General features: G+C 66.5%; 18 protein-coding genes. 14 read left to right on the top strand and 4 right to left on the bottom strand.

Annotated elements, in window-relative coordinates; genetic code table 11:
• Nucleotides 1-24: 24 nt before the first annotated feature.
• Complete coding sequence (locus tag LMA02_RS14130; RefSeq protein ID WP_166725161.1) at nucleotides 25-471, top strand: MarR family winged helix-turn-helix transcriptional regulator; 447 nt, start codon at nucleotides 25-27, stop codon at nucleotides 469-471.
• Nucleotides 472-610: 139 nt separating this feature from the next.
• Here LMA02_RS14130 and LMA02_RS14125 read toward each other — a convergent pair whose 3' ends face one another.
• Both LMA02_RS14125 and LMA02_RS14120 read right to left on the bottom strand, forming a co-directional pair.
• Nucleotides 611-1,192 (bottom strand): DJ-1/PfpI family protein, encoded by a 582-nt coding sequence (locus LMA02_RS14125; protein WP_006751950.1) that lies wholly within the window; start codon nucleotides 1,190-1,192, stop codon nucleotides 611-613.
• 165 nt (nucleotides 1,193-1,357) lie between these two features.
• Nucleotides 1,358-2,638 carry an amino acid deaminase gene (locus LMA02_RS14120; RefSeq protein WP_228905688.1) on the bottom strand — a complete coding sequence of 427 codons (1,281 nt, stop codon included), beginning with the start codon at nucleotides 2,636-2,638 and terminating at the stop codon, nucleotides 1,358-1,360.
• 117 nt (nucleotides 2,639-2,755) lie between these two features.
• Here LMA02_RS14120 and LMA02_RS14115 point away from each other — a divergent pair, with 117 nt between their 5' ends.
• From LMA02_RS14115 to LMA02_RS14090, 6 genes are all read left to right on the top strand, one after another.
• Nucleotides 2,756-3,691, top strand: a complete 936-nt coding sequence (locus LMA02_RS14115) for a MurR/RpiR family transcriptional regulator (RefSeq protein WP_228905687.1) — start codon at nucleotides 2,756-2,758, stop codon at nucleotides 3,689-3,691.
• Nucleotides 3,692-3,693: 2 nt separating this feature from the next.
• Nucleotides 3,694-5,175, top strand: a complete 1,482-nt coding sequence (locus tag LMA02_RS14110) for an N-acyl-D-amino-acid deacylase family protein (RefSeq protein WP_228905685.1) — start codon at nucleotides 3,694-3,696, stop codon at nucleotides 5,173-5,175.
• Between the two features lie 122 nt (nucleotides 5,176-5,297).
• Nucleotides 5,298-5,684 (top strand): RidA family protein, encoded by a 387-nt coding sequence (locus tag LMA02_RS14105; protein WP_006751946.1) that lies wholly within the window; start codon nucleotides 5,298-5,300, stop codon nucleotides 5,682-5,684.
• A gap of 353 nt (nucleotides 5,685-6,037) precedes the next feature.
• Entirely contained in the window at nucleotides 6,038-6,472 is a 435-nt protein-coding gene (locus LMA02_RS14100; RefSeq protein ID WP_228905684.1) for an STM2901 family protein, read from the top strand.
• Nucleotides 6,472-6,822 carry a DUF1493 family protein gene (locus LMA02_RS14095; RefSeq protein WP_228905683.1) on the top strand — a complete coding sequence of 117 codons (351 nt, stop codon included), beginning with the start codon at nucleotides 6,472-6,474 and terminating at the stop codon, nucleotides 6,820-6,822. Before LMA02_RS14100 ends, LMA02_RS14095 begins: the two co-directional genes overlap by 1 nt.
• Nucleotides 6,823-6,919: 97 nt before the next feature.
• Nucleotides 6,920-7,339: a bleomycin resistance protein gene (locus LMA02_RS14090; RefSeq protein WP_228905682.1), complete on the top strand. Its 420-nt coding sequence runs from the start codon at nucleotides 6,920-6,922 to the stop codon at nucleotides 7,337-7,339.
• A gap of 104 nt (nucleotides 7,340-7,443) precedes the next feature.
• On the opposite strand, the gene queF is transcribed toward LMA02_RS14090, so the two are convergent.
• Together queF and ilvA are read right to left on the bottom strand one after the other, a co-directional pair.
• Nucleotides 7,444-8,268: an NADPH-dependent 7-cyano-7-deazaguanine reductase QueF gene (gene queF / locus LMA02_RS14085; protein WP_228905681.1), complete on the bottom strand. Its 825-nt coding sequence runs from the start codon at nucleotides 8,266-8,268 to the stop codon at nucleotides 7,444-7,446.
• 12 nt (nucleotides 8,269-8,280) lie between these two features.
• On the bottom strand, nucleotides 8,281-9,804 hold the full coding sequence (gene ilvA / locus LMA02_RS14080) for a threonine ammonia-lyase, biosynthetic (protein WP_166725167.1): 1,524 nt from the start codon (nucleotides 9,802-9,804) through the stop codon (nucleotides 8,281-8,283).
• 575 nt (nucleotides 9,805-10,379) lie between these two features.
• Between ilvA and LMA02_RS14075 the strand changes: the two genes are divergently transcribed.
• The 7 genes from LMA02_RS14075 (at nucleotide 10,380) to ubiB (ending at nucleotide 19,580) form a co-directional block, all read left to right on the top strand.
• Complete coding sequence (locus LMA02_RS14075; RefSeq protein ID WP_228905680.1) at nucleotides 10,380-14,402, top strand: DUF3683 domain-containing protein; 4,023 nt, start codon at nucleotides 10,380-10,382, stop codon at nucleotides 14,400-14,402.
• Nucleotides 14,403-14,487: 85 nt separating this feature from the next.
• Nucleotides 14,488-14,931: an HIT family protein gene (locus LMA02_RS14070; RefSeq protein WP_166725169.1), complete on the top strand. Its 444-nt coding sequence runs from the start codon at nucleotides 14,488-14,490 to the stop codon at nucleotides 14,929-14,931.
• Entirely contained in the window at nucleotides 14,928-15,341 is a 414-nt protein-coding gene (locus LMA02_RS14065; RefSeq protein ID WP_011657903.1) for a gamma-butyrobetaine hydroxylase-like domain-containing protein, read from the top strand. The genes LMA02_RS14070 and LMA02_RS14065 overlap by 4 nt, the downstream gene beginning before the upstream one ends.
• Nucleotides 15,342-15,393: 52 nt before the next feature.
• Entirely contained in the window at nucleotides 15,394-16,125 is a 732-nt protein-coding gene (ubiE, locus tag LMA02_RS14060) for a bifunctional demethylmenaquinone methyltransferase/2-methoxy-6-polyprenyl-1,4-benzoquinol methylase UbiE (protein ID WP_006751940.1), read from the top strand.
• A 41-nt stretch (nucleotides 16,126-16,166) separates the two neighbouring features.
• Entirely contained in the window at nucleotides 16,167-17,201 is a 1,035-nt protein-coding gene (locus tag LMA02_RS14055) for a Tim44 domain-containing protein (protein ID WP_228905678.1), read from the top strand.
• Between the two features lie 162 nt (nucleotides 17,202-17,363).
• Nucleotides 17,364-17,990 carry a ubiquinone biosynthesis accessory factor UbiJ gene (locus LMA02_RS14050; protein ID WP_175730449.1) on the top strand — a complete coding sequence of 209 codons (627 nt, stop codon included), beginning with the start codon at nucleotides 17,364-17,366 and terminating at the stop codon, nucleotides 17,988-17,990.
• A 12-nt stretch (nucleotides 17,991-18,002) separates the two neighbouring features.
• On the top strand, nucleotides 18,003-19,580 hold the full coding sequence (gene ubiB / locus LMA02_RS14045; RefSeq protein WP_228905674.1) for a ubiquinone biosynthesis regulatory protein kinase UbiB: 1,578 nt from the start codon (nucleotides 18,003-18,005) through the stop codon (nucleotides 19,578-19,580).
• Nucleotides 19,581-19,586 lie beyond the last annotated feature (6 nt).

The raw sequence follows: 19,586 nt of genomic DNA, 5'->3' as shown, positions 1-19,586 counted from the left end.
ATTCACCGGACACGAATTCAGCGCATGGAAGAACAGGACCGCGTCGCGATCTTGCAGCAATTCGGACGCACGTATCGCGCGTTCATGACCGCGTTCGAAACGAACGTCGGGCAGCCGATGCCGCGCTGGCGGATCATGGTCGCGCTGCACACGATGGGCGGGCATTCGTCGCAGAAGAAGCTCGTCGAAGTGCTGCGCATCGATCCGGGCGCGCTCACGCGCCAGCTGAAATCGCTCGATGCGCTCGGCTGGATCGAGCGCGCGTCCGATGCCCGCGACAACCGCGTGACCAACGTCACGCTGACCGACGCCGGCCGCGCCGCGTTCGACGCGTGCCTGCCGCGTCGCAAGGCGTTCCTCGAACAGACGATGGCGCAACTGCCGGACGACGTGCTGAATGCGCTGTCGGGCGCGCTGGCGATGCTGGAGTCGCGGATCGCGGATGTCGGCTCGCCGCCGGCATCGCATTGAAGCGCCGCGCGGCAAGCAACGCGACGGCGCGCACGCGTCGGCAGATCGCGGCCGGCGCGGCACCTGGGGCGGGCGGGGCGCACAGGGCGCACCAACCCGCCGCCGCCCAGCGTTTCACTTCATCTCATTGCAACTTCATTTACAGCTCGATGCGCGTGCCGAGCAGCACGAGGAATTGCGCGAGCCATGCCGGATGCGCGGGCCACGCGGGTGCGGTGACGAACGGCGCGTCGGTCACGGCCGCATCGACCGGGATGTCCGCGTATTCGCCGCCCGCGAGCTTCACTTCGGGCGCGCAGGCCGGGTAGGCCGAGATGCGCTTGCCGCGAATCACGTCGGCGGCCGCGAGCAGCTGCGCCGCATGGCAGATCGCGGCGATCGGCTTGCCGGCTTCCGCGAACGCGCGCACCAGCGCGATCACCTTCGAATCCAGGCGCAGGTATTCGGGCGCACGACCGCCCGCGATCGCGAGCGCGTCGTAGCCCGACGCATCGACGTCGTCGAACGTCGCGTTCAGCGTGAACTGGTGGCCGGGTTTTTCGGTGTAGGTCTGGTCGCCCTCGAAATCGTGAATCGCGGTCTTGATCTTGTCGCCCGCGCGCTTGCCCGGGCAGACTGCATCCACGTGATGGCCGACGGCCTGCAGCGCCTGGAACGGCACCATCGTTTCGTAGTCTTCGGCGAAATCACCGGTCAGGAACAGGATCTTCTTCGCGGCCATGGCTTTCTCCATTGAACAGCGTTGAGGGTCCGTTCGCGCCGTGTGCGGCAGACGGGCGCTACGGCGGCGAAGCGGCCCCGAGGACGAAAGCGCAGTGTACTCCGGCAGATTGAAGCGCGCGTGACGGCCGCCCCGCGCGGCGGCGGGGCGGCGTGCGCAAATGTGTCAGAAGAAGGTTTCGACGATTTCCGTCACGCGGAATTGCGGATCGAGGACGAGCAGCTGGCGCCACTTGTCGAAGGTCAGGCACGGGTGCGAAATGTCGAACGCGACCATGTCGCCGACCTTCACGTCTGCGCCCGGCGGGATCTGCAGGTACGCGTGCTGGTCCATCATCCCGGTGACGGCCCAGCCTTCGCTCGCGGCGACGTCGCGCGGCGTGCTGTCGCGGCCCGGGCGGAAGTGGCGCGCCGGCTCGGGCAGGCCCGCGTCGAACGCCGCGTCGCGCTTGCCGAGCGCGATGATCGCGCGATCCTGCTCCGGCACCGACTGCACGTACGCCCACAGCTGCAGTGCCGGCAGCAGCCCTTCACCCATCCTGCGGGCGATCGGGTTGCGCGCGAACACGTCGGTCTGCGCCTTCTTGTAGATGCCGACGTCGTGCGTCAGGTAGCAGCCCGGACGCAGCACGACTTCCGCGAAACCGGCGTCGGACGCCTTCGCGAATTCCTCCGCGACCACGTCGTACCACGCCGAGCCGGCGCCCGACAGGATCGCCGGCGTGCGCGCGAAACGGCCGGCTTCGGCCAGCTCGCGCGTGAGCGCGACCGCGTCCTGCAGGAACGCGCGGATCTCGCCTTCCTCCTTCAGCACGCCTTCGTAGAGTTCGATGCCGGCCAGCTTCAGCGTGTCCGGATAGCGCGCGATCGCGTCGAGCACGGCTTTGCGCTGCGCGGCATCGCGCACGCCCGCGCGGCCGCCCGGCACGCCGAGCTCGATCAGCACGTTCAGCGTCTTCTTCGCGTCGCCGAAGAAGCGGCCGAGCTGGTCGACGCTGTCGGCCGAATCGACGAGGCAGAAGAATTCGAAGTCGGGGTCGGACAGCAGCTCCGCGATGATCGTCATGTTCTGACGGCCGACCAGCTGATTCGCGAGCAGCACGCGCCGCACGCCGCCGTGATACGCGGCCAGCGTCTGGTGCGCGGTCGCGAGCGTGATGCCCCATGCGCCGGCGGCGAGCTGGCGGCGGAACAGTTGCGGCGCCATCGTCGTCTTGCCGTGCGGCGCGAACTGGGCGCCGTACTGCTGGACGAACGCCTGCATCCAGTTCAGATTGTGTTCGATGCGATCCGCGTACAGCACCGCGGCCGGCAGGCTGACGTCTTCCGCGAGCAGGTTCCACTCGAGGCGGCTTGCGTCGCCGAGCGGCACGCTCGCGCTCGGCAGGTTGCCGAGGCCCTTGCCCAACGGATTGATTGTCGGTTCCTGATAGTTTGTAACTTTCATGTCATCCCGCTCCATCATCACTATGCATTGCACTAAAGTTGACATGCCGATGGTACAGAAAGTAGCATCGGCGCGGTGATGTTATTTAGTAACATAAAGCGCCCACCCTTTCAGCAGATGAATTCGCCCGCCACCCCGTCAGCGCCATTCGCCGCCGAGCACCCGGCTCCGGCCGCCCAGCCGCTCCTCGACATCGTCGCGCGGATCGCCGAATGCGCGCCCGAGCTGCGCGAAGCCGAACGCAAGGTCGCGGCATTCATCCTCGCCGATCTCGCGCGCGCCGCGCATGCGAGCATCGGCGCGCTGGCGCGCGACGCGGGGGTCAGCGTCGCGACGGTCACGCGTTTCGCGAAGGCCGTCGGCTGCCGCGACGTGCGCGAACTGAAGGTGCTCGTCGCGCAGGCCGCGGCCGTCGGTCAGCGCTTCCTCGTGCCGTCCGACGCGCATCCCGAAGAAGACGCGAGCCCGGCGTCGGTCGTCTACGACGAGATCCGCGTGGCGCTCGCGCACAACCACCAGCTGCTGCGCAACACGTCGTTCGACGCGGCGGCCGACCGGCTGGCCGGCGCGAAGATGGTCTACGTGTACGGGCAGGGCGGCGGTTCGACCGCGCTCGCCGACGAACTGCGCTTCAGGCTCGTGCGCTTCGGCCGGCCGGTCGCGAGCTACCAGGACAGCCTGCTGCAACGCATGGTGGCCGCGACGCTGTCGCGCGACGCCGTGGTCGTCGCGCTGTCGGTGAGCGGGCGCGTGCCCGAGCTGCTCGAGAGCTGCCGCCTCGCGAAGCGCTACGGCGCGACGCTGATCGCGATCAGCGCGCCGGCTTCGCCGCTCGCGAAGCTCGCCGACCACCTGATCCCGGTCGTCGCGTTCGAAACCGATTTCATTTACAAGCCTTCGACATCGCGCTACGCGATGATGATGGCGATCGACGTGCTCGTCACCGGAGTCGCGCTGCGGCTCGGCGATGCGGGCCGAGAATCGCTGCGCCGCATCAAGCATGCGCTCGATGCGCACCGCGGCGGCGGAGACCGTCAACCGGTAGGAGACTGACCATGCATTCGCATCCCGAAGCCGCCGATACGCTGATCGTCGGTGCGCAGCTGTACGACGGCACCGGCGCACCGCCCGTCACGCGCGACGTCGCGATCCGCAACGGCGTGATCGCGGCGATCGGCAACCTGTCGAACTGGCTCGCCGAAACCGTCGTCGATGCGAACGGCCGCGCGCTCGCGCCGGGCTTCGTTGACGTGCACACGCACGACGACACGCACGTGATCCGCGCGCCGGAGATGCTGCCGAAGATCTCGCAGGGCGTGACGACCGTGATCGTCGGCAACTGCGGGATCAGCGCGTCGCCGGTGACGCTCGCGGGCGATCCGCCCGATCCGATGAACCTGCTCGGTGATCGCGACGCGTTCCGCTACCCGACCTTCGCCGCCTATGTCGCGGCCGTGAACGATGCGCGTCCGGCCGTCAACGTCGCGGCGCTCGTCGGGCACACCGCGCTGCGCAACAACCAGATGGATCGCCTCGACCGCGCGGCGACCGACGGCGAAATCGCCGGGATGCGCACGCAGCTCGAGGAGGCGCTCGCGAACGGGGCGCTCGGGCTGTCGTCGGGCCTGGCCTACGGCTCCGCGTTCGCGGCGCCGGCCGAGGAAGTGATGGCGCTCGCCGAGCCGCTCGCGAATGCGGGCGCGCTGTACACGACGCACATGCGGACCGAGTTCGACGCGATCCTCGACGCGATGGACGAGGCCTATCGCGTCGGCCGTCACGCGCAGGTGCCGGTCGTGATCTCGCACCTGAAGTGCGCGGGCCCGTCGAACTGGGGGCGCAGCACCGAGGTGCTCGCGTCGCTCGAGGGCGCGCGCCGCTACCAGCCGGTCGGCTGCGACTGCTATCCGTACAGCCGCAGCTCGTCGACGCTCGACCTGAAGCAGGTGACGGGCGACATCGACATCACGATCACGTGGTCGGAGCCGCATCCGGAAGTCGCCGGCAAGCTGTTGAAGGCGATCGCGGCCGACTGGGGCGTGACCGAGCAGGAGGCCGCGCAGCGGATCCGCCCGGCCGGCGCCGTGTACCACAACATGTCCGAGGACGACGTGCGCCGGATCCTGTCGCACCCGGCGACGATGGTCGGCTCGGACGGCCTGCCGAACGATCCGCTGCCGCACCCGCGGCTGTGGGGCGCGTTCCCGCGCGTGCTCGGCCATTACGTGCGCGACACGAACCTGCTGCCGCTCGAGGAAGCGATCCGCAAGATGACGTCGCTGTCCGCGCGCCGCTACGGGATCGCGGGGCGCGGCGAAGTGCATGTCGGCTACCACGCGGATCTCGTGCTGTTCGATCCGGCGCGCGTGATCGATGCCGCGACGTTCGACAAGCCGCAGCAACCCGCGCACGGGATCGACGCGGTGTGGGTGAACGGCGTGCTGACCTATGAGAACGGCCAGCCGACCGGCGAGCGCGCCGGCGGTTTCGTCGCACGCGGCGAGCGCGTGCCGGCGAGTGCCGACGCCGCGTTCTGAGCGCGGTCTCCAACCGATTTGCCGCGTGCGCCATGTCGGCGCGCGCATCCGCAACCGTGCGTTGCATGGGCTGGCGCGGGCGCTGACGTGCCGATGCCGGTCGACAAACCAGGAGTGAAACGATGAAGCGATATGGCGTGGGCGAAGCGAAGGGTACCGGCGGCCAGGTGATGCCGTTTGCACGCGCGGTCGAGGCCGACGGCTGGCTGTACGTGTCGGGCCAGACGCCGATGGTGAACGGCGAGGTCGTCGAAGGCGGGATCGTCACGCAGTCGAAGCAGACGATCGAGAACGTGATCGCGATCCTGAAGGAAGCCGGCTACGGCCTCGAGCACGTTGTGCGCTGCGGCGTGTGGCTCGACGACGCACGCGATTTCGCGTCGTTCAACAAGGTGTTCGTGTCGTACTTCGGCGAGCATCCGCCGGCACGCGCGTGCGTGCAGTCGAGCATGGTCATCGACTGCAAGGTCGAGGTCGACTGCATCGCTTACAAGGCGCCGGCGAAGTAACGCGGCAAGGGAAAAGACTCTACAACAAGGCCGGTGCATTGGCGTGCGCCGGCCTTGTTGTGTTGTGGCGGAAGCGATGCGTCGCCGGCGCTTGGTATCGCGAGTGTCACGTCTCGTGACAGTCGCGATAATGCGCGTGGAAATACGTTCGCTATTGATGCGAGTGGTGCCGGATTTTCACACTTTGAATAGAATCTTCGCGACGAGAGCGCGACGCGATACGTCCGTCAGGCGGGCGGCGGTGGTGATTGCCGCGTAGTACTCGAATAGCGTCGATGATTTTCGATAGGGCAAATCAGGTGGATCGCTGGGTATGGTTGTCATTCCGATCAACGATTTTGTGAAATCGAATCATGACGAGCAATACATACCGCTACGGCGTTCATGCGGATCTCACGCCCGCCGAGCTTTTCTTTTTCGTCGCAGTGGAAGAGACATGCGCGCGGATCGGGATCGACGATGTCGAAGCCGTGATCCTGATTCTGGCCGGATGGCCCGTTTTGCCAACGCGGCAAAAATTCGGCGGCGCGACGAAAGGGACGTCCGTAGCATCCGTGATGGCTCGCTCGATTTTTCGCTACCAGCTCGGCAGGAAGATTCTGCCAACCGTGACGCTTCAAAGTATCAAGTCGTTTCGCATCATCCTGACGCGCAAGCTCAGTGTATTCGTGGGGCGTGCCGTTCCGGGCCTCGGCTGGACGCTGCTTGCGCGCGACGTGTTCGGGATCGTTCGCGGCACCGTCTTCCGATACAACGGCCTCGTCAAGCCTGAGGATAGGGTGTTCTGATGGAAAACGTGAGTTGGGACGAGATCGAAGCCTTTGCCAGGTCGGAGGTAGGGCTCGGCCCGTCGAAGCCGCTCTCCGCCGGCACTCGTCTCTGGGAAGATCTGGGGCAAACCGGCGATGAAGCCAATGACTTCATGGGACGCTATTTTGAGCGGTTTGCCGTTGACACGGGCGATTTCGATTTCCACCGGTATTTCTTGATGGAAGGCGAGGGGTTGCTCTATTCGCTATTCCAGCGATGGGTGCTTCGAAAGCCACACGACTTCAAGCGGGAAGCGATTACGCTCGCGATGCTGCATCGTGCGGCCGTCGAAGGAAGATGGGATGCCGCACGATTGGCCGCACTGTAGTGAAAGGGCAGGTTTCGGCGCGTATCGAGGCAGCGACCGCCACAATGCATCCCGCCCGTTTCCGTAGTATGCCCCTGGCCATACCGAGAGGAAAAGCATGGAATGGGCTGCCCTGGTACCGGAGCTGATCTGCTCGGACCTGGCCGAAAGCGTTCGCTTCTATCGTGACGTGTTGGGATTCAGGATTCGCTTCGAGCGTCCGGAAGACGGGTTCGCGTATCTTGAAATCGGGCGGGCTCAACTCATGCTCGAGCAGTACAGCCGGGACGGCTGGCTGATCGGCCGGCTGGAACGGCCGTTCGGGCGCGGGATCAATCTTCAGATCGAGGTTGATTCGCTTGATCCCATCCTTGACCGGACCCGCAGCGCAGGCGTGGCGCTGTTTGTCGAACCGCGAGTGTCCTGGTACCGACAGGACGATATCGAGCACGGCCAGATCGAGATGCTTGTGCAGGACCCCGACGGCTACCTGTTGCGCCTAGTGGAGATCCTTTCGGAGCGTCCGGTGAGCGGATGACCGGGGGCCGGCTGCGCTTCTCCTTGCATTGAAAACAGCCCGGCCGGGCTGCTCTTTTTCGTGGTTGCCTCGCGTGCCGTGAACTGCGGCGGCGCAGGCCGCCTTCACTGCCGCGCGGTCCGCGCATTATCCGGCATCGGCTGGTTGTAATTCGTGCGGAACGGGTTGATGTCCAGCCCGCCGCGGCGCGTATAGCGCGCATACACCGCCAGCTTCAACGGTTTGCACGCATGCAGGATGTCGAGGAAGATGCGCTCGACGCACTGCTCGTGAAAGCCCGTGTGATTGCGGAACGAAATGATGTAGCGCAGCAGGCCCGCATGGTCGATCTGCGGCCCGACGTAGTGGATCTGCACGCTGCCCCAGTCGGGCTGGCCGGTGACCGGGCAGTTCGAGCGCAGCAGGTCGGACACGAGCGTCTCCTCGACCGGCGCTTCGTCCTGGGCGGCCGACAGCAGCGACGGATCCGGTTCGTACACGTCGGTGTCGAGGTCGAGCCGGTCGAGCGACAGCCCGTCGAGCTCTTCCATCTGGAGCTTGCCGAAGTCGTGCGGCGACACGAGCTGCACCGACACGCTCGCGCCGCACGCGGCCGACACGTCACGCTTCAACGTGTCGCGCACCGCGTCGACCGAGTCGAACTTCGATTGGGCGAACGAGCCGAGATACAGCTTGAACGACTTCGATTCGACGATGTTCGGCGATTCGGCCGGCACGTAGAACGTCGCGACCGCGAGCTGCGGCTTGCCGCGCGCGTTGAGCCACGACAGTTCGTACGCGTTCCAGATGTCGGTGCCGAAGAACGGCGGCGCCGACGTGATGCCGAGCTGCTGGCGCGCGCCGGCGCGCGGGATCGGGAACAGCAGCGACGCGTCGTACTGGGCGGCATAGACGGTGGCCTTGCCGAGCGGGGAGTGTTCGGGATTCATTGCACGAAGCCTTTACGACAGGAAGAGCCGGTACGCCGGATTGGCGCTCTCTTCGACATACGGATAGCCGAGCGCCGCGAGGAAGCGTTCGAACTCGGCGCGATCGGCCTGCGGCACCTGCAGCCCGACGAGGATCGAGCTGTAGTCCGCACCCTGGTTGCGGTAATGGAACAGGCTGATGTTCCAGTCCGGCGCCATCGACGACAGGAACTTCATCAGCGCGCCCGGCCGTTCCGGGAATTCGAAGCGGAACAGGCGTTCGTCGAGCGCGAGCGGCGAGCGGCCGCCCACCATGTAGCGGATGTGTTCCTTCGACAGCTCGTCGTGCGTCAGGTCGACGGTCTTGAAGCCGTGCGACTCGAAATTCGCGGCGATCTCGGCCGATTCGCCGCGCCGCTTGATCTGCACGCCGACGAAGATATGCGCGGCTTGCGCATCGGCGATCCGGTAGTTGAACTCGGTGACGTTGCGTTCGCCGACGAGCGAGCAGAAGCGCTTGAAGCTGCCGCGCTCCTCGGGGATCGTGACCGCGAACACGGCCTCGCGCGCCTCGCCGACTTCCGCGCGTTCAGCGACGAAACGCATCCGGTCGAAGTTCATGTTCGCGCCGGACGTGACCGCGACGAGCGTCTGGTTCTCGATCCCTTCGCGTTCCGCGTAGCATTTCGCGCCCGCGACCGCGAGCGCGCCGGACGGCTCGAGCACGCTGCGCGTATCCTGGAACACGTCCTTGATCGCCGCGCACAGCGCGTCGGTGTCGACCGTCATGACGCCGTCGAGGAATTCGCGGCAGAGCCGGAAGGTTTCCTCGCCGACCAGCTTCACCGCGGTGCCGTCCGCGAACAGCCCGACCTCGCTCAGCTCGACGCGCTCGCCTTTCTGCAGCGACTGCGCCATCGCGCACGAATCCTCGGCCTGCACGCCGAACACCTTGATCTCCGGCCGCACCGCCTTGACGTACGCAGCCACGCCGGCCGCGAGGCCGCCGCCGCCGATCGGCACGAAGATCGCGTGAATCGGGCCCTGGTGCTGCCGCAGGATTTCCATCGCGATCGTGCCCTGGCCGGCGATCACGTACGGATCGTCGAACGGGTGGACGAACGTGAGGTCGCGTTCGGCCTGTACCTTCACGGCGTGCGCGTACGCATCGCTGTACGACTCGCCCGCCTGGATCACCTCGACGCTCGGGCCGCCGTGCGCGCGCACCGCGTCGACCTTCACCTGCGGCGTCGTGACGGGCACGACGATCACCGCCTTGATGCCCATCCGGGCCGCCGAGAACGCGACGCCCTGCGCATGATTGCCGGCCGATGCCGTGATCACGCCGCGCGCGAGCGCGTCGGCCGGAAGGTGCGCCATCTTGTTGTACGCGCCGCGCAGCTTGAACGAGAACACCGGCTGGTTGTCCTCGCGCTTCAGGTACACGGGGTTGCGCAGCCGGGCCGACAGGTTGCGGGCGGGTTCGAGTTCCGTCTCGAGCGCGACGTCGTAGACGCGCGCGGTGAGGATTTTCTTCAGGTAATCGTGGGATGCCATGGGCGCTCGCGTGCGGTGCGGAAGCAGACGGTAAAGGATCAATGATAGCGCCAAGGGTCCGCCCGCATGCAAGCGGCATGCCGGGCGCCCCGTCGCGAAACCGCGCCGGCGGGCGTGTTTGCCGCGCGACGCGTCCCTGTTTACCGGCTTAACCGCATGGTTACCGACCGGACGGACGGCAAATGCCGCCGCGAAATCGTGCCGAACCAGGCCTGGTGCGGGTTGCGGCGAAAGCCCCACGACCTGTCCGGCCTGTCACGGACGGGCCGATCATGGGTTAGAATTCTGTTTTGAATCAAGGATCGGAAGATGCAGAGGCACCCTCGGATCGCCCCGTTGAAGCCGACGCCGCGCGCAGCCAGCCCTGCGGCGGAGCGGCATGCGCGCCGCGCGCGATCGTGCTGATGGCTCCGAGTGCCGCCAGGCCCTGCCAACCCGGAACGGTGAGTCCAGACCCGCTCCGGCCCCATGCGAGATAGTCGCGCGCCTGGCACCAGAACAGATTTCCCCAAGATTGCGCCTACGCGCTTGCCGACGCCCGTGCACGGTGTATCGGCCCTCCGAGTCGTCCGAACATGAACGCACCACAAGTTTTCGATCCGCATGGCGCGGCCGCCGCCGTCGCCGCCGAACCCGCGCCCCGACTGCGCGAGATTCCCTATAACTACACGTCCTTCTCCGACCGCGAGATCGTGATCCGCCTGCTCGGCGCGGAGGCGTGGTCGGTGCTCGACGAGCTGCGCGCCGAACGCCGCACGGGCCGCTCGGCACGGATGCTGTATGAAGTGCTCGGCGACATCTGGGTCGTGCGCCGCAACCCGTACCTGCAGGACGACCTGCTCGACAACCCGAAGCGCCGCGCGCTCCTGATCGAGGCGCTGAACCACCGTCTGACCGAGATCGGCAAGCGCCGCCGCGCCGACCTCACCGCGCACCACGACGACGCGGGCCGCGAACGCGCGGGACGTGTCGAAATGCTCGAGGCCGCCGCGCAGCGCGCGGTCGACGAATTTGCCGACGAATTCGACAAGATGGCCGACCTGCGCCGCCGCGCGACCAAGGCGCTCGGCCGCTGCACGCAGAAGGACAACATCCGCTTCGACGGGCTGTCGCGCGTGTCGCACGTGACCGATGCGACCGACTGGCGCGTCGAATACCCGTTCGTCGTGCTGACCCCCGATACCGAAGCCGAGATCGCGGCACTGATCAAGGCCTGCTTCGAGCTCGGCCTGACCGTGATCCCGCGCGGCGGTGGCACCGGCTACACGGGCGGCGCGGTGCCGCTCACGCCGTTCTCCGCGGTGATCAACACCGAGAAGCTCGAACAGCTCGGCGCGGTCGAGCTCACCGAACTGCCGGGCGTCGCGCACAAGGTGCCGACGATCTTCTCCGGCGCGGGCGTCGTCACGCGCCGCGTGACGGAAGCGGCCGAAGCGGCCGGCTACGTGTTCGCGGTCGATCCGACCTCGCTCGATGCATCGTGCATCGGCGGCAACGTCGCGATGAACGCCGGCGGCAAGAAGGCCGTGCTGTGGGGCACCGCGCTCGACAACCTGGCCTGGTGGCGGATGGTCGACCCGGACGGCAACTGGCTCGAAGTCACGCGCCACGAGCACAACCAGGGCAAGATCCACGACATCCCGGTCGCTCGCTTCGAGCTGAAGTGGTTCGACGGCGCGTATGCGCCGGGCGAGAAGCTGCTGAAGAGCGAGATGCTCGAGATCGAAGGCCGCCGGTTCCGCAAGGAAGGCCTCGGCAAGGACGTCACCGACAAGTTCCTCGCCGGCCTGCCGGGCGTGCAGAAGGAAGGCTGCGACGGGCTGATCACGTCCGCGCGCTGGGTGCTGCACAAGATGCCCGCGCACACGCGCACCGTCTGTCTCGAATTCTTCGGCCAGGCGCGCGAGGCGATCCCGAGCATCGTCGAAATCAAGGACTACCTGTTCGAGACGTCGAAGCAGGGCGGCGCGATCCTCGCGGGCCTCGAGCACCTCGACGAGCGCTACCTGCGCGCGGTCGGCTACGCGACCAAGAGCAAGCGCAACGCCTTCCCCAAGATGGTGCTGATCGGCGACATCGTCGGCGACGACGCCGATGCGGTCGCGCAAGCGACGTCCGAAGTGATCCGGATGGCGAACGGCAAGAGCGGCGAAGGCTTCGTCGCGGTCAGCGCGGAGGCGCGCAAGCGCTTCTGGCTCGACCGCAGCCGCACGGCCGCGATCGCGAAGCACACGAACGCGTTCAAGATCAACGAGGACGTCGTCATCCCGCTGAACCGGATGGGCGAGTACACCGACGGCATCGAGCGGATCAACATCGAGCTGTCGCTGAAGAACAAGCTGCAACTGGTCGACGCGCTCGAGGCGTTCTTCCGCGCCGGCAACCTGCCGCTCGGCAAGACCGACGACGCGAACGAGATCCCGAGCGCCGAACTGCTCGAGGATCGCGTCCAGCAGGCGCTGGAGTTGCTCAAGCGCGTGCGTGCACGCTGGGAATTCGTGCGCGACCGGCTCGACCAGCCGCTGCGCGAGGCGCAGCACTACCTCGTGCAGCTCGGCTACGAGGCGCTCGCCGAGAAGTTCGCCGATCGGGCGGACGAGCAGCCGGGCGCGACCGTGTTCCACATCACGCAGGACCGCACGGTCCGCATCTCGTGGAAGCAGGAGATCCGCGCGGAGCTGCGCGCGATCTTCAATGGCGGCGCGTTCAAGCAGATCCTCGACGAAGCGCAGGCGATCCACAAGCGCGTGCTGCGCGGCCGCGTGTTCGTCGCGCTGCACATGCACGCGGGCGACGGCAACGTCCACACCAACATCCCGGTCAACTCCGACAACTACGAGATGCTGCAGGACGCGCACGCGTCGGTCGCACGCATCATGAAGCTCGCGCGCTCGCTCGACGGCGTGATCTCCGGCGAACACGGGATCGGCATCACGAAGCTCGAGTTCCTGACCGACGACGAGATCGCCGAATTCCGCGCGTACAAGCAGCGCGTCGACCCGCACGGCCGCTTCAACAAGGGCAAGCTGCTCGACGGCGCCGACCTGCGCAACGCGTACACGCCGAGCTTCGGGCTGATGGGCTACGAGTCGCTGATCATGCAGCAGTCCGACATCGGCGCGATCGCCGATTCGGTGAAGGACTGCCTGCGCTGCGGCAAGTGCAAGCCGGTGTGCGCGACCCACGTGCCGCGCGCGAACCTGCTGTACAGCCCGCGCAACAAGATCCTCGCGACCTCGTTGCTGGTCGAGGCGTTCCTGTATGAGGAACAGACGCGCCGCGGCGTGTCGATCAAGCACTGGGACGAGTTCAACGACGTGGCCGACCACTGCACGGTGTGCCACAAGTGCGCGACGCCGTGCCCGGTGAAGATCGACTTCGGCGACGTCACGATGAACATGCGCAACCTGTTGCGCAAGATGGGCAAGAAGAAATTCAACGCCGGCAATGCGGCGGGCATGTTCTTCCTGAACGCGACCAACCCGCAGACGATCAACATCGCGCGCGGCGCGATGATGGGCGTCGGCTACAAGGTGCAGCGCTTCGCGAACGACATGCTGAAGAAGGTCGTGACGAAGCAGACGCAGCACCCGCCGGCGACGGTCGGCAAGCCGCCTGTCGTCGAGCAGGTGATCCACTTCGTCAACAAGAAGATGCCGGGCAACCTGCCGAAGAAGACGGCGCGCGCGCTGCTCGACATCGAGGACAACAAGATCGTGCCGATCATCCGCAACCCGAAGTCGACCACGGTCGATTCGGAAGCGGTGTTCTACTTCCCGGGCTGCGGCTCCGAGCGCCTGTTCTCGCAGGTCGGCCTCGCGACGCAGGCGATGCTGTGGGAAGCGGGCGTGCAGACGGTGCTGCCGCCGGGCTACCTGTGCTGCGGTTATCCGCAGCGCGGCTCGGGCCAGTACGACAAGGCCGAGAAGATCGTCACCGACAACCGCGTGCTGTTCCACCGGGTCGCCAACACGCTGAACTACCTCGACATCAAGACGGTGGTCGTGTCGTGCGGCACCTGCTATGACCAGCTTGCAGGCTACGAATTCGACAAGATCTTCCCGGGCTGCCGGATCATCGACATCCACGAGTTCCTGCTCGAGAAGGGGATGAAGCTCGACGGCGTGACGGGCACGCGCTACATGTATCACGACCCGTGCCACACGCCGATCAAGACGATGGATCCGGTCAAGCTCGTCAACGAGCTGATGGGCGCGGAGAAGGACGGCTACAAGATCGAGAAGAACGATCGCTGCTGCGGCGAATCGGGCACGCTCGCGGTCACGCGTCCGGACATCTCCACGCAGGTCCGCTTCCGCAAGGAAGAGGAAATCCGCAAGGGTGCCGCGAAGCTGCGCAGCATCCCGGTCGTGGCCGGCAACGCGCCGGCGCCGGCCGCGGCCGCGAACGGCCCGGACGTGAAGATCCTGACGAGCTGCCCGTCGTGCCTGCAGGGCCTGTCGCGCTACAACGAGGACGCGAACGTCGAGGCCGACTACATCGTGGTCGAAATCGCGCGCCAGGTGCTCGGCGAGAACTGGATGGCCGACTATGTCGCCCACGCGAACAATGGCGGGATCGAGCGCGTGCTGGTCTAATGCGGGCATGACGACCGCCCGGCCGGGCTTGGGATGAGCGGGCGCCGGCGCACCAGCGCCGGCGCCCGTCCACATGGGAGCGACGATGGAATGCGTGTTTTGCCGTGAAGACGGCGGCGAGGTGCTCTGGCAGGACGACATGCTGCGCGTCGTCCTCGCGGCGGGCGAGCACGACTACCCGGGCTTCTGTCGGGTGATCTGGGGCGCGCACGTGGCCGAGTTCTCCGATCTCGGCGAGCCCGAGCGGGCACATTTGATGCGCATCGTGTACGCGGTGGAGCGTGCCGTGCGCCGCGTGATGCAGCCGAACAAGGTGAATCTCGCGAGCCTCGGCAACATGGTGCCGCACGTGCACTGGCACGTGATCCCGCGCTTCTCGAACGACGCCCATTTCCCGCAGCCCGTGTGGGCGCCGCGCCAGCGCAGCGTGTCCGAGGCGCTGCTGCGCTCGCGCGCGGCGCAGGCCTCGCTGCTGCACAATGCGGTGCGCGAGGAAATTCAACGAACGACCGATCCGAGGCAGCCATGAGCGGTTTGACTTCCACGACGCCGATTCCGTCCGGCGTCGTCGTGCACGCGGTGTCGCGCGTGCTCGAATTGCAGTACCCGAACGGAGAGAACTTCCGGATTCCGTTCGAGCTGATGCGCGTCTATTCGCCGTCGGCCGAAGTACGCGGCCACGGGCCCGGCCAGGAGACGCTGCAGACCGGCAAGCGCGAGGTGACGATCACCGCGCTCGAGGGCGTGGGCAACTACGCGCTGCAGCCGACGTTCTCCGACGGCCATTCGACCGGCATCTACTCGTGGGATCTGCTGTACGAACTGGCGACGCAGCAGGACGCGCTGTGGCGCGACTATTTCGACAAACTGAAGGCGGCGGGCGTCGAGCGCGACGCGCCGATGCAGGCGGCACCCGCGCCGCACGGCCACTGCCACTGAAAGCGACGGCGCCCGCTCGGCGCCGTCTTGCCATTTACTGAGGATCAACGCGATGAGTAAAACCCACTTCGGCTTCGAAAGCGTCGAGGAAACCGAAAAAGCGAAGAAAGTGGCGGGCGTGTTCCATTCGGTCGCGAGCAACTACGATCTGATGAACGACCTGATGTCGGCCGGCATGCACCGCGCGTGGAAGGCATTCACGATCGCGCAGGCGAACGTGCGCCCCGGCTTCAAGGTGCTCGACATCGCGGCCGGCACGGGCGACCTGACCAAGTCGTTCGCGAAGGCGGCCGGGCCGACGGGCGAAGTCTGGCATACCGACATCAACGAATCGATGCTGCGCGTCGGCCGCGACCGGCTGCTCGACAAGGGCATCGTGACGCCGTCGCTGCTGTGCGACGCTGAGAAAACGCCCTTTCCGGACAACTACTTCGATGTGGTCACGGTCGCGTTCGGGCTGCGCAACATGACGCACAAGGACGCCGCGCTCGCCGAGATGCGCCGCGTGACGAAGCCCGGCGGCCGCGTGATGGTGCTGGAATTCTCGAAAGTGTGGGATCCGCTGAAAAAAGCGTACGATCTGTATTCTTTCAAAGTATTACCGTGGCTTGGCGACAAGTTCGCGAAAGATGCTGAAAGTTACCGGTATCTTGCTGAATCTATCCGGATGCACCCCGATCAGGACACGCTGAAGACGATGATGGAACAAGCGGGCCTCGATGCCGTCAAATATTACAATTTGTCAGGTGGCGTGGTAGCTTTACACCTAGGAACCAAGTACTAAGGGGTTCTTCCCATACATTCGCCTTACATTTGGAGAAGCTGATGTCCGCATCGCGTTCGTTGTTCAACCGTAGCAAGCCGTCGAAGCCGTGGGCTCGACGGGCCGGCACGCTGCTGATGGTCGGCCTGCTCACGGCCGGCACGTTCGCATCGCTCGACGCCGAGGCCAAGCGCATGGGCGGCGGGCGCAGCATCGGCCGTCAGAATTCCACCGTCACGCAGCGCCAGGCCACGCCGCCCGCGCAGCAGCCGATGCAGCAGGCCGCACCGGCGCAGGCGCAGCGCGCGAACCCGGCCGCACCGGCGCCGGCCGCGCAGCCGAACCGCTCGCGCTGGCTCGGCCCGATCGCCGGTCTCGCGGCCGGCCTCGGCATCGCGGCGCTGCTGTCGCACTTCGGCCTGGGCGGCGCGTTCGCCAGCATGATGGCGAACGTCATCGTGATCGCACTGCTCGCGATGGTCGGCATCTGGCTGGTTCGCAAGTTCATGAACCGCCGCCGTTCGCAGGAGCCGGCGTATTCGGTCGGCGGCTCGGCATCGTCGTCGGGCAGCTACTCGCAAAGCCCGTCGTTCCAGCAGGGCAGCACCGGCAACAACTATGCGGGCAGCGGCAGCAGCTATGCGAACGAAGCGCAAGGCGTGTTCGGCGGCGGCGCAGCGGCTGCCGGTGCGGCGGGCGCGATGGCGGCCGCACCGCTGCAGGTGCCGGCCGGCTTCGACACCGAAGCGTTCCTGCGTAGCGCGAAGGTCTACTTCGTGCGCCTGCAGGCGGCATGGGACCAGGGCAACCTGGCCGACATCCGCGAGTTCACGACGCCGGAAATGTTCGCCGAGATCAAGATCGATCTCGATTCGCGCGGCAACGACGCGAACCAGACCGATGTCGTGCAGCTCGACGCGGAGCTGGTCGCGATCGAGGATCGCGGTATCGAGCAGTCGGCGAGCGTGCGCTTCCACGGGCTGATCCGCGAGTCGGCGAATGCGCCGGCCGCGCCGCTCGACGAGGTGTGGAACCTGTCGAAGTCGGGCAGCCAGGGCTGGCTGCTCGCGGGTATCCAGCAGATCAACACGCACTGAGCGTGACCGGCGGCCGGCTTGCCGGCTGCCCGGGCGATGGTCGCCGCACTGCGACCGCTTGCCGCCCGGGTGTGCGGTTGGCCGCGGTCTGCCGACGATCCGACGTTACAATAGAAACCCGCGTAGGCGCCCGGCCTGCGCGGGTTTTTCTTTCCCAGCCCGATGACCTTTGCCGCCAAGCCTTTTGCTGCTGCTGTCAATCACCTGCTCGCGCGCGAATCGTGGGCGCGCGACCGCCTGATCCCCTACGCGGGCAAGACCGCTCGGCTCGACGTGCCGCCCGTCACGCTCACGCTGCTCGTGCAGCCCGACGGTTATCTGTCCGCGGTGGACGCGCACGATGCGCAACACGTCGACGTGTCGATCGCGCTCGCGGGCGACACGGTCGCCGCATTCCTGCAGGGCGGCCAGCCCGCCGTGATGAAGCACGTGAAGATCGAGGGCGACGCGGAGTTCGCGACGCAGATCGCGAAGCTGGCCGAGCACCTGCGCTGGGAACCTGAAGAAGATCTCGCGAAGCTGGTCGGCGACGCGGCGGCGCACCGGATCGCGACGGTCGTGCGCGACGCCGGCGCGCGCGCGCGCCGCACCGGCCGCAACGTGCTCGATTCCGTCGCCGAGTACTGGCTCGACGAGAACCCGCAAGTCGTTCGGCGCACGGTGCTCGGCGGCTTCGACGCCGAACTGGCGCGTGCGCGCGATGCGCTCGCGCGGGTCGAAAAACGGATCGAGCGACTCGAACAAAAAATCGGCGCGCGCACGGGTTCCGGCCCGCGCGGCGCGCACTGAGGGCCGCAGGGCATGCGCATTTTCCGTTTCATCAAGATTGTCTACACCGTCATCCGCTTCGGCCTCGACGAGGTGATGCTGTCCCGGATCGACGACCGGCGCGTGAAGCTGCTGCTGCGGATCACGACGATCGGCCGCCGCTATTCCGATCCGCCCGCCGTGCGGCTGCGTCACGCGCTCGAAAGCCTCGGCCCGATCTTCGTGAAGTTCGGCCAGGTGCTGTCGACGCGCCGCGACCTGCTGTCGGTCGATTTCGCGAACGAACTCGCGAAGCTGCAGGACCAGGTGCCGCCGTTCGATTCGGCTGTCGCGATAGCGATCATCGAGAAGTCGCTTGGCGCGCCGGTCGACGAGCTGTTCGACGAATTCGAGCGCGAGCCGATCGCGAGCGCGTCGATCGCGCAGGTGCATTTCGCGAAGTTGAAGCAGGGCGTGCACGCGGGCAAGGCCGTCGCGGTCAAGGTGCTGCGCCCGAACATGCTGTCGGTGATCGATTCCGACCTCGCGCTGATGCGCGACATCGCGACGTGGACCGAGCGCATGTGGGCCGACGGCCGGCGCCTGAAGCCGCGCGAAGTCGTCGCCGAATTCGACAAGTACCTGCACGACGAGCTCGACCTGATGCGCGAGGCCGCGAACGGCAGCCAGCTGCGCCGCAACTTCGCGGGCCTCGACCTGCTGCTCGTGCCCGAAATGTTCTGGGATTTCTCGACGTCGCAGGTGCTGGTGATGGAGCGCATGACCGGCGTGCCGATCAGCCAGGTCGAGACGCTGCGCACCGCGGGCGTCGACATCAAGAAGCTCGCGCGCGAAGGCGTCGAGATCTTCTTCACGCAGGTGTTCCGCGACGGTTTCTTCCATGCGGACATGCACCCGGGCAACATCCAGGTGAGTCTCGACCCGAAGACTTTCGGTCGCTATATCGCGCTCGATTTCGGGATCGTCGGCGCGTTGTCGGATTTCGACAAGAACTACCTCGCGCAGAACTTCCTCGCGTTCTTCAAGCGCGATTACCACCGCGTCGCGACGCTGCACCTCGAATCGGGCTGGGTGCCGCCCGAGACGCGCGTCGAGGAACTCGAAAGCGCGATCCGCGCGGTGTGCGAGCCGTATTTCGACCGCGCGCTGAAGGACATCTCGCTGGGCCAGGTGCTGATGCGCCTGTTCTCGACGTCGCGCCGCTTCAACGTCGAGATCCAGCCGCAGCTCGTGCTGCTGCAGAAGACGATGCTGAACGTCGAGGGGCTCGGCCGCTCGCTCGACCCCGAACTCGACCTGTGGAAGACCGCGAAGCCGTATCTCGAGCGCTGGATGACCGAGCAGATCGGCCTGCGCGGCTGGTACGAGCGTTTCAAGGTCGAGGCGCCGCAATGGAGCAAGACGCTGCCGCAACTGCCGCGCCTGATCCACCACGCGATGGCGGCGCGCCACGATGCGCCGCGTGCGGCGAGCGAGGACTTGATGCGTCAGGTCCTCGTCGAGCAGAAACGGACCAACCGGCTGTTGCAGGCATTGCTGATCTTCGGTCTTGCCGTCGGCGTCGGGGCGCTCGTCGCCCGCGTGCTGCTCGCGCTCGCGTACGGCGCGTGACCGAAA

Origin of the sequence: Burkholderia sp. B21-005, assembly GCF_020843965.1 — a bacterium.
GTDB lineage: Bacteria > Pseudomonadota > Gammaproteobacteria > Burkholderiales > Burkholderiaceae > Burkholderia > Burkholderia ambifaria.
Note: the sequence above shows the minus strand (reverse complement) of the source record. Positions and strands in the feature narration are given on the sequence as shown.

Excerpts from the sequence above, each read along its gene's own strand:
- ubiE (WP_006751940.1), top strand. The coding sequence starts at position 15,394 with ATGAGTAAAACCCACTTCGGCTTCGAAAGCGTCGAGGAAACCGAAAAA.
- LMA02_RS14050 (WP_175730449.1), top strand. The coding sequence starts at position 17,364 with ATGACCTTTGCCGCCAAGCCTTTTGCTGCTGCTGTCAATCACCTGCTC.
- LMA02_RS14095 (WP_228905683.1), top strand. The coding sequence starts at position 6,472 with ATGGAAAACGTGAGTTGGGACGAGATCGAAGCCTTTGCCAGGTCGGAG.
- LMA02_RS14075 (WP_228905680.1), top strand. The coding sequence starts at position 10,380 with ATGAACGCACCACAAGTTTTCGATCCGCATGGCGCGGCCGCCGCCGTC.
- ubiB (WP_228905674.1), top strand. The coding sequence starts at position 18,003 with ATGCGCATTTTCCGTTTCATCAAGATTGTCTACACCGTCATCCGCTTC.
- LMA02_RS14130 (WP_166725161.1), top strand. The coding sequence starts at position 25 with ATGGAAGAACAGGACCGCGTCGCGATCTTGCAGCAATTCGGACGCACG.
- LMA02_RS14110 (WP_228905685.1), top strand. The coding sequence starts at position 3,694 with ATGCATTCGCATCCCGAAGCCGCCGATACGCTGATCGTCGGTGCGCAG.
- LMA02_RS14115 (WP_228905687.1), top strand. The coding sequence starts at position 2,756 with ATGAATTCGCCCGCCACCCCGTCAGCGCCATTCGCCGCCGAGCACCCG.
- LMA02_RS14065 (WP_011657903.1), top strand. The coding sequence starts at position 14,928 with ATGAGCGGTTTGACTTCCACGACGCCGATTCCGTCCGGCGTCGTCGTG.
- ilvA (WP_166725167.1), bottom strand. The coding sequence starts at position 9,804 with ATGGCATCCCACGATTACCTGAAGAAAATCCTCACCGCGCGCGTCTAC.
- LMA02_RS14090 (WP_228905682.1), top strand. The coding sequence starts at position 6,920 with ATGGAATGGGCTGCCCTGGTACCGGAGCTGATCTGCTCGGACCTGGCC.
- LMA02_RS14055 (WP_228905678.1), top strand. The coding sequence starts at position 16,167 with ATGTCCGCATCGCGTTCGTTGTTCAACCGTAGCAAGCCGTCGAAGCCG.
- LMA02_RS14100 (WP_228905684.1), top strand. The coding sequence starts at position 6,038 with ATGACGAGCAATACATACCGCTACGGCGTTCATGCGGATCTCACGCCC.
- LMA02_RS14070 (WP_166725169.1), top strand. The coding sequence starts at position 14,488 with ATGGAATGCGTGTTTTGCCGTGAAGACGGCGGCGAGGTGCTCTGGCAG.
- LMA02_RS14125 (WP_006751950.1), bottom strand. The coding sequence starts at position 1,192 with ATGGCCGCGAAGAAGATCCTGTTCCTGACCGGTGATTTCGCCGAAGAC.
- LMA02_RS14120 (WP_228905688.1), bottom strand. The coding sequence starts at position 2,638 with ATGAAAGTTACAAACTATCAGGAACCGACAATCAATCCGTTGGGCAAG.
- queF (WP_228905681.1), bottom strand. The coding sequence starts at position 8,268 with ATGAATCCCGAACACTCCCCGCTCGGCAAGGCCACCGTCTATGCCGCC.
- LMA02_RS14105 (WP_006751946.1), top strand. The coding sequence starts at position 5,298 with ATGAAGCGATATGGCGTGGGCGAAGCGAAGGGTACCGGCGGCCAGGTG.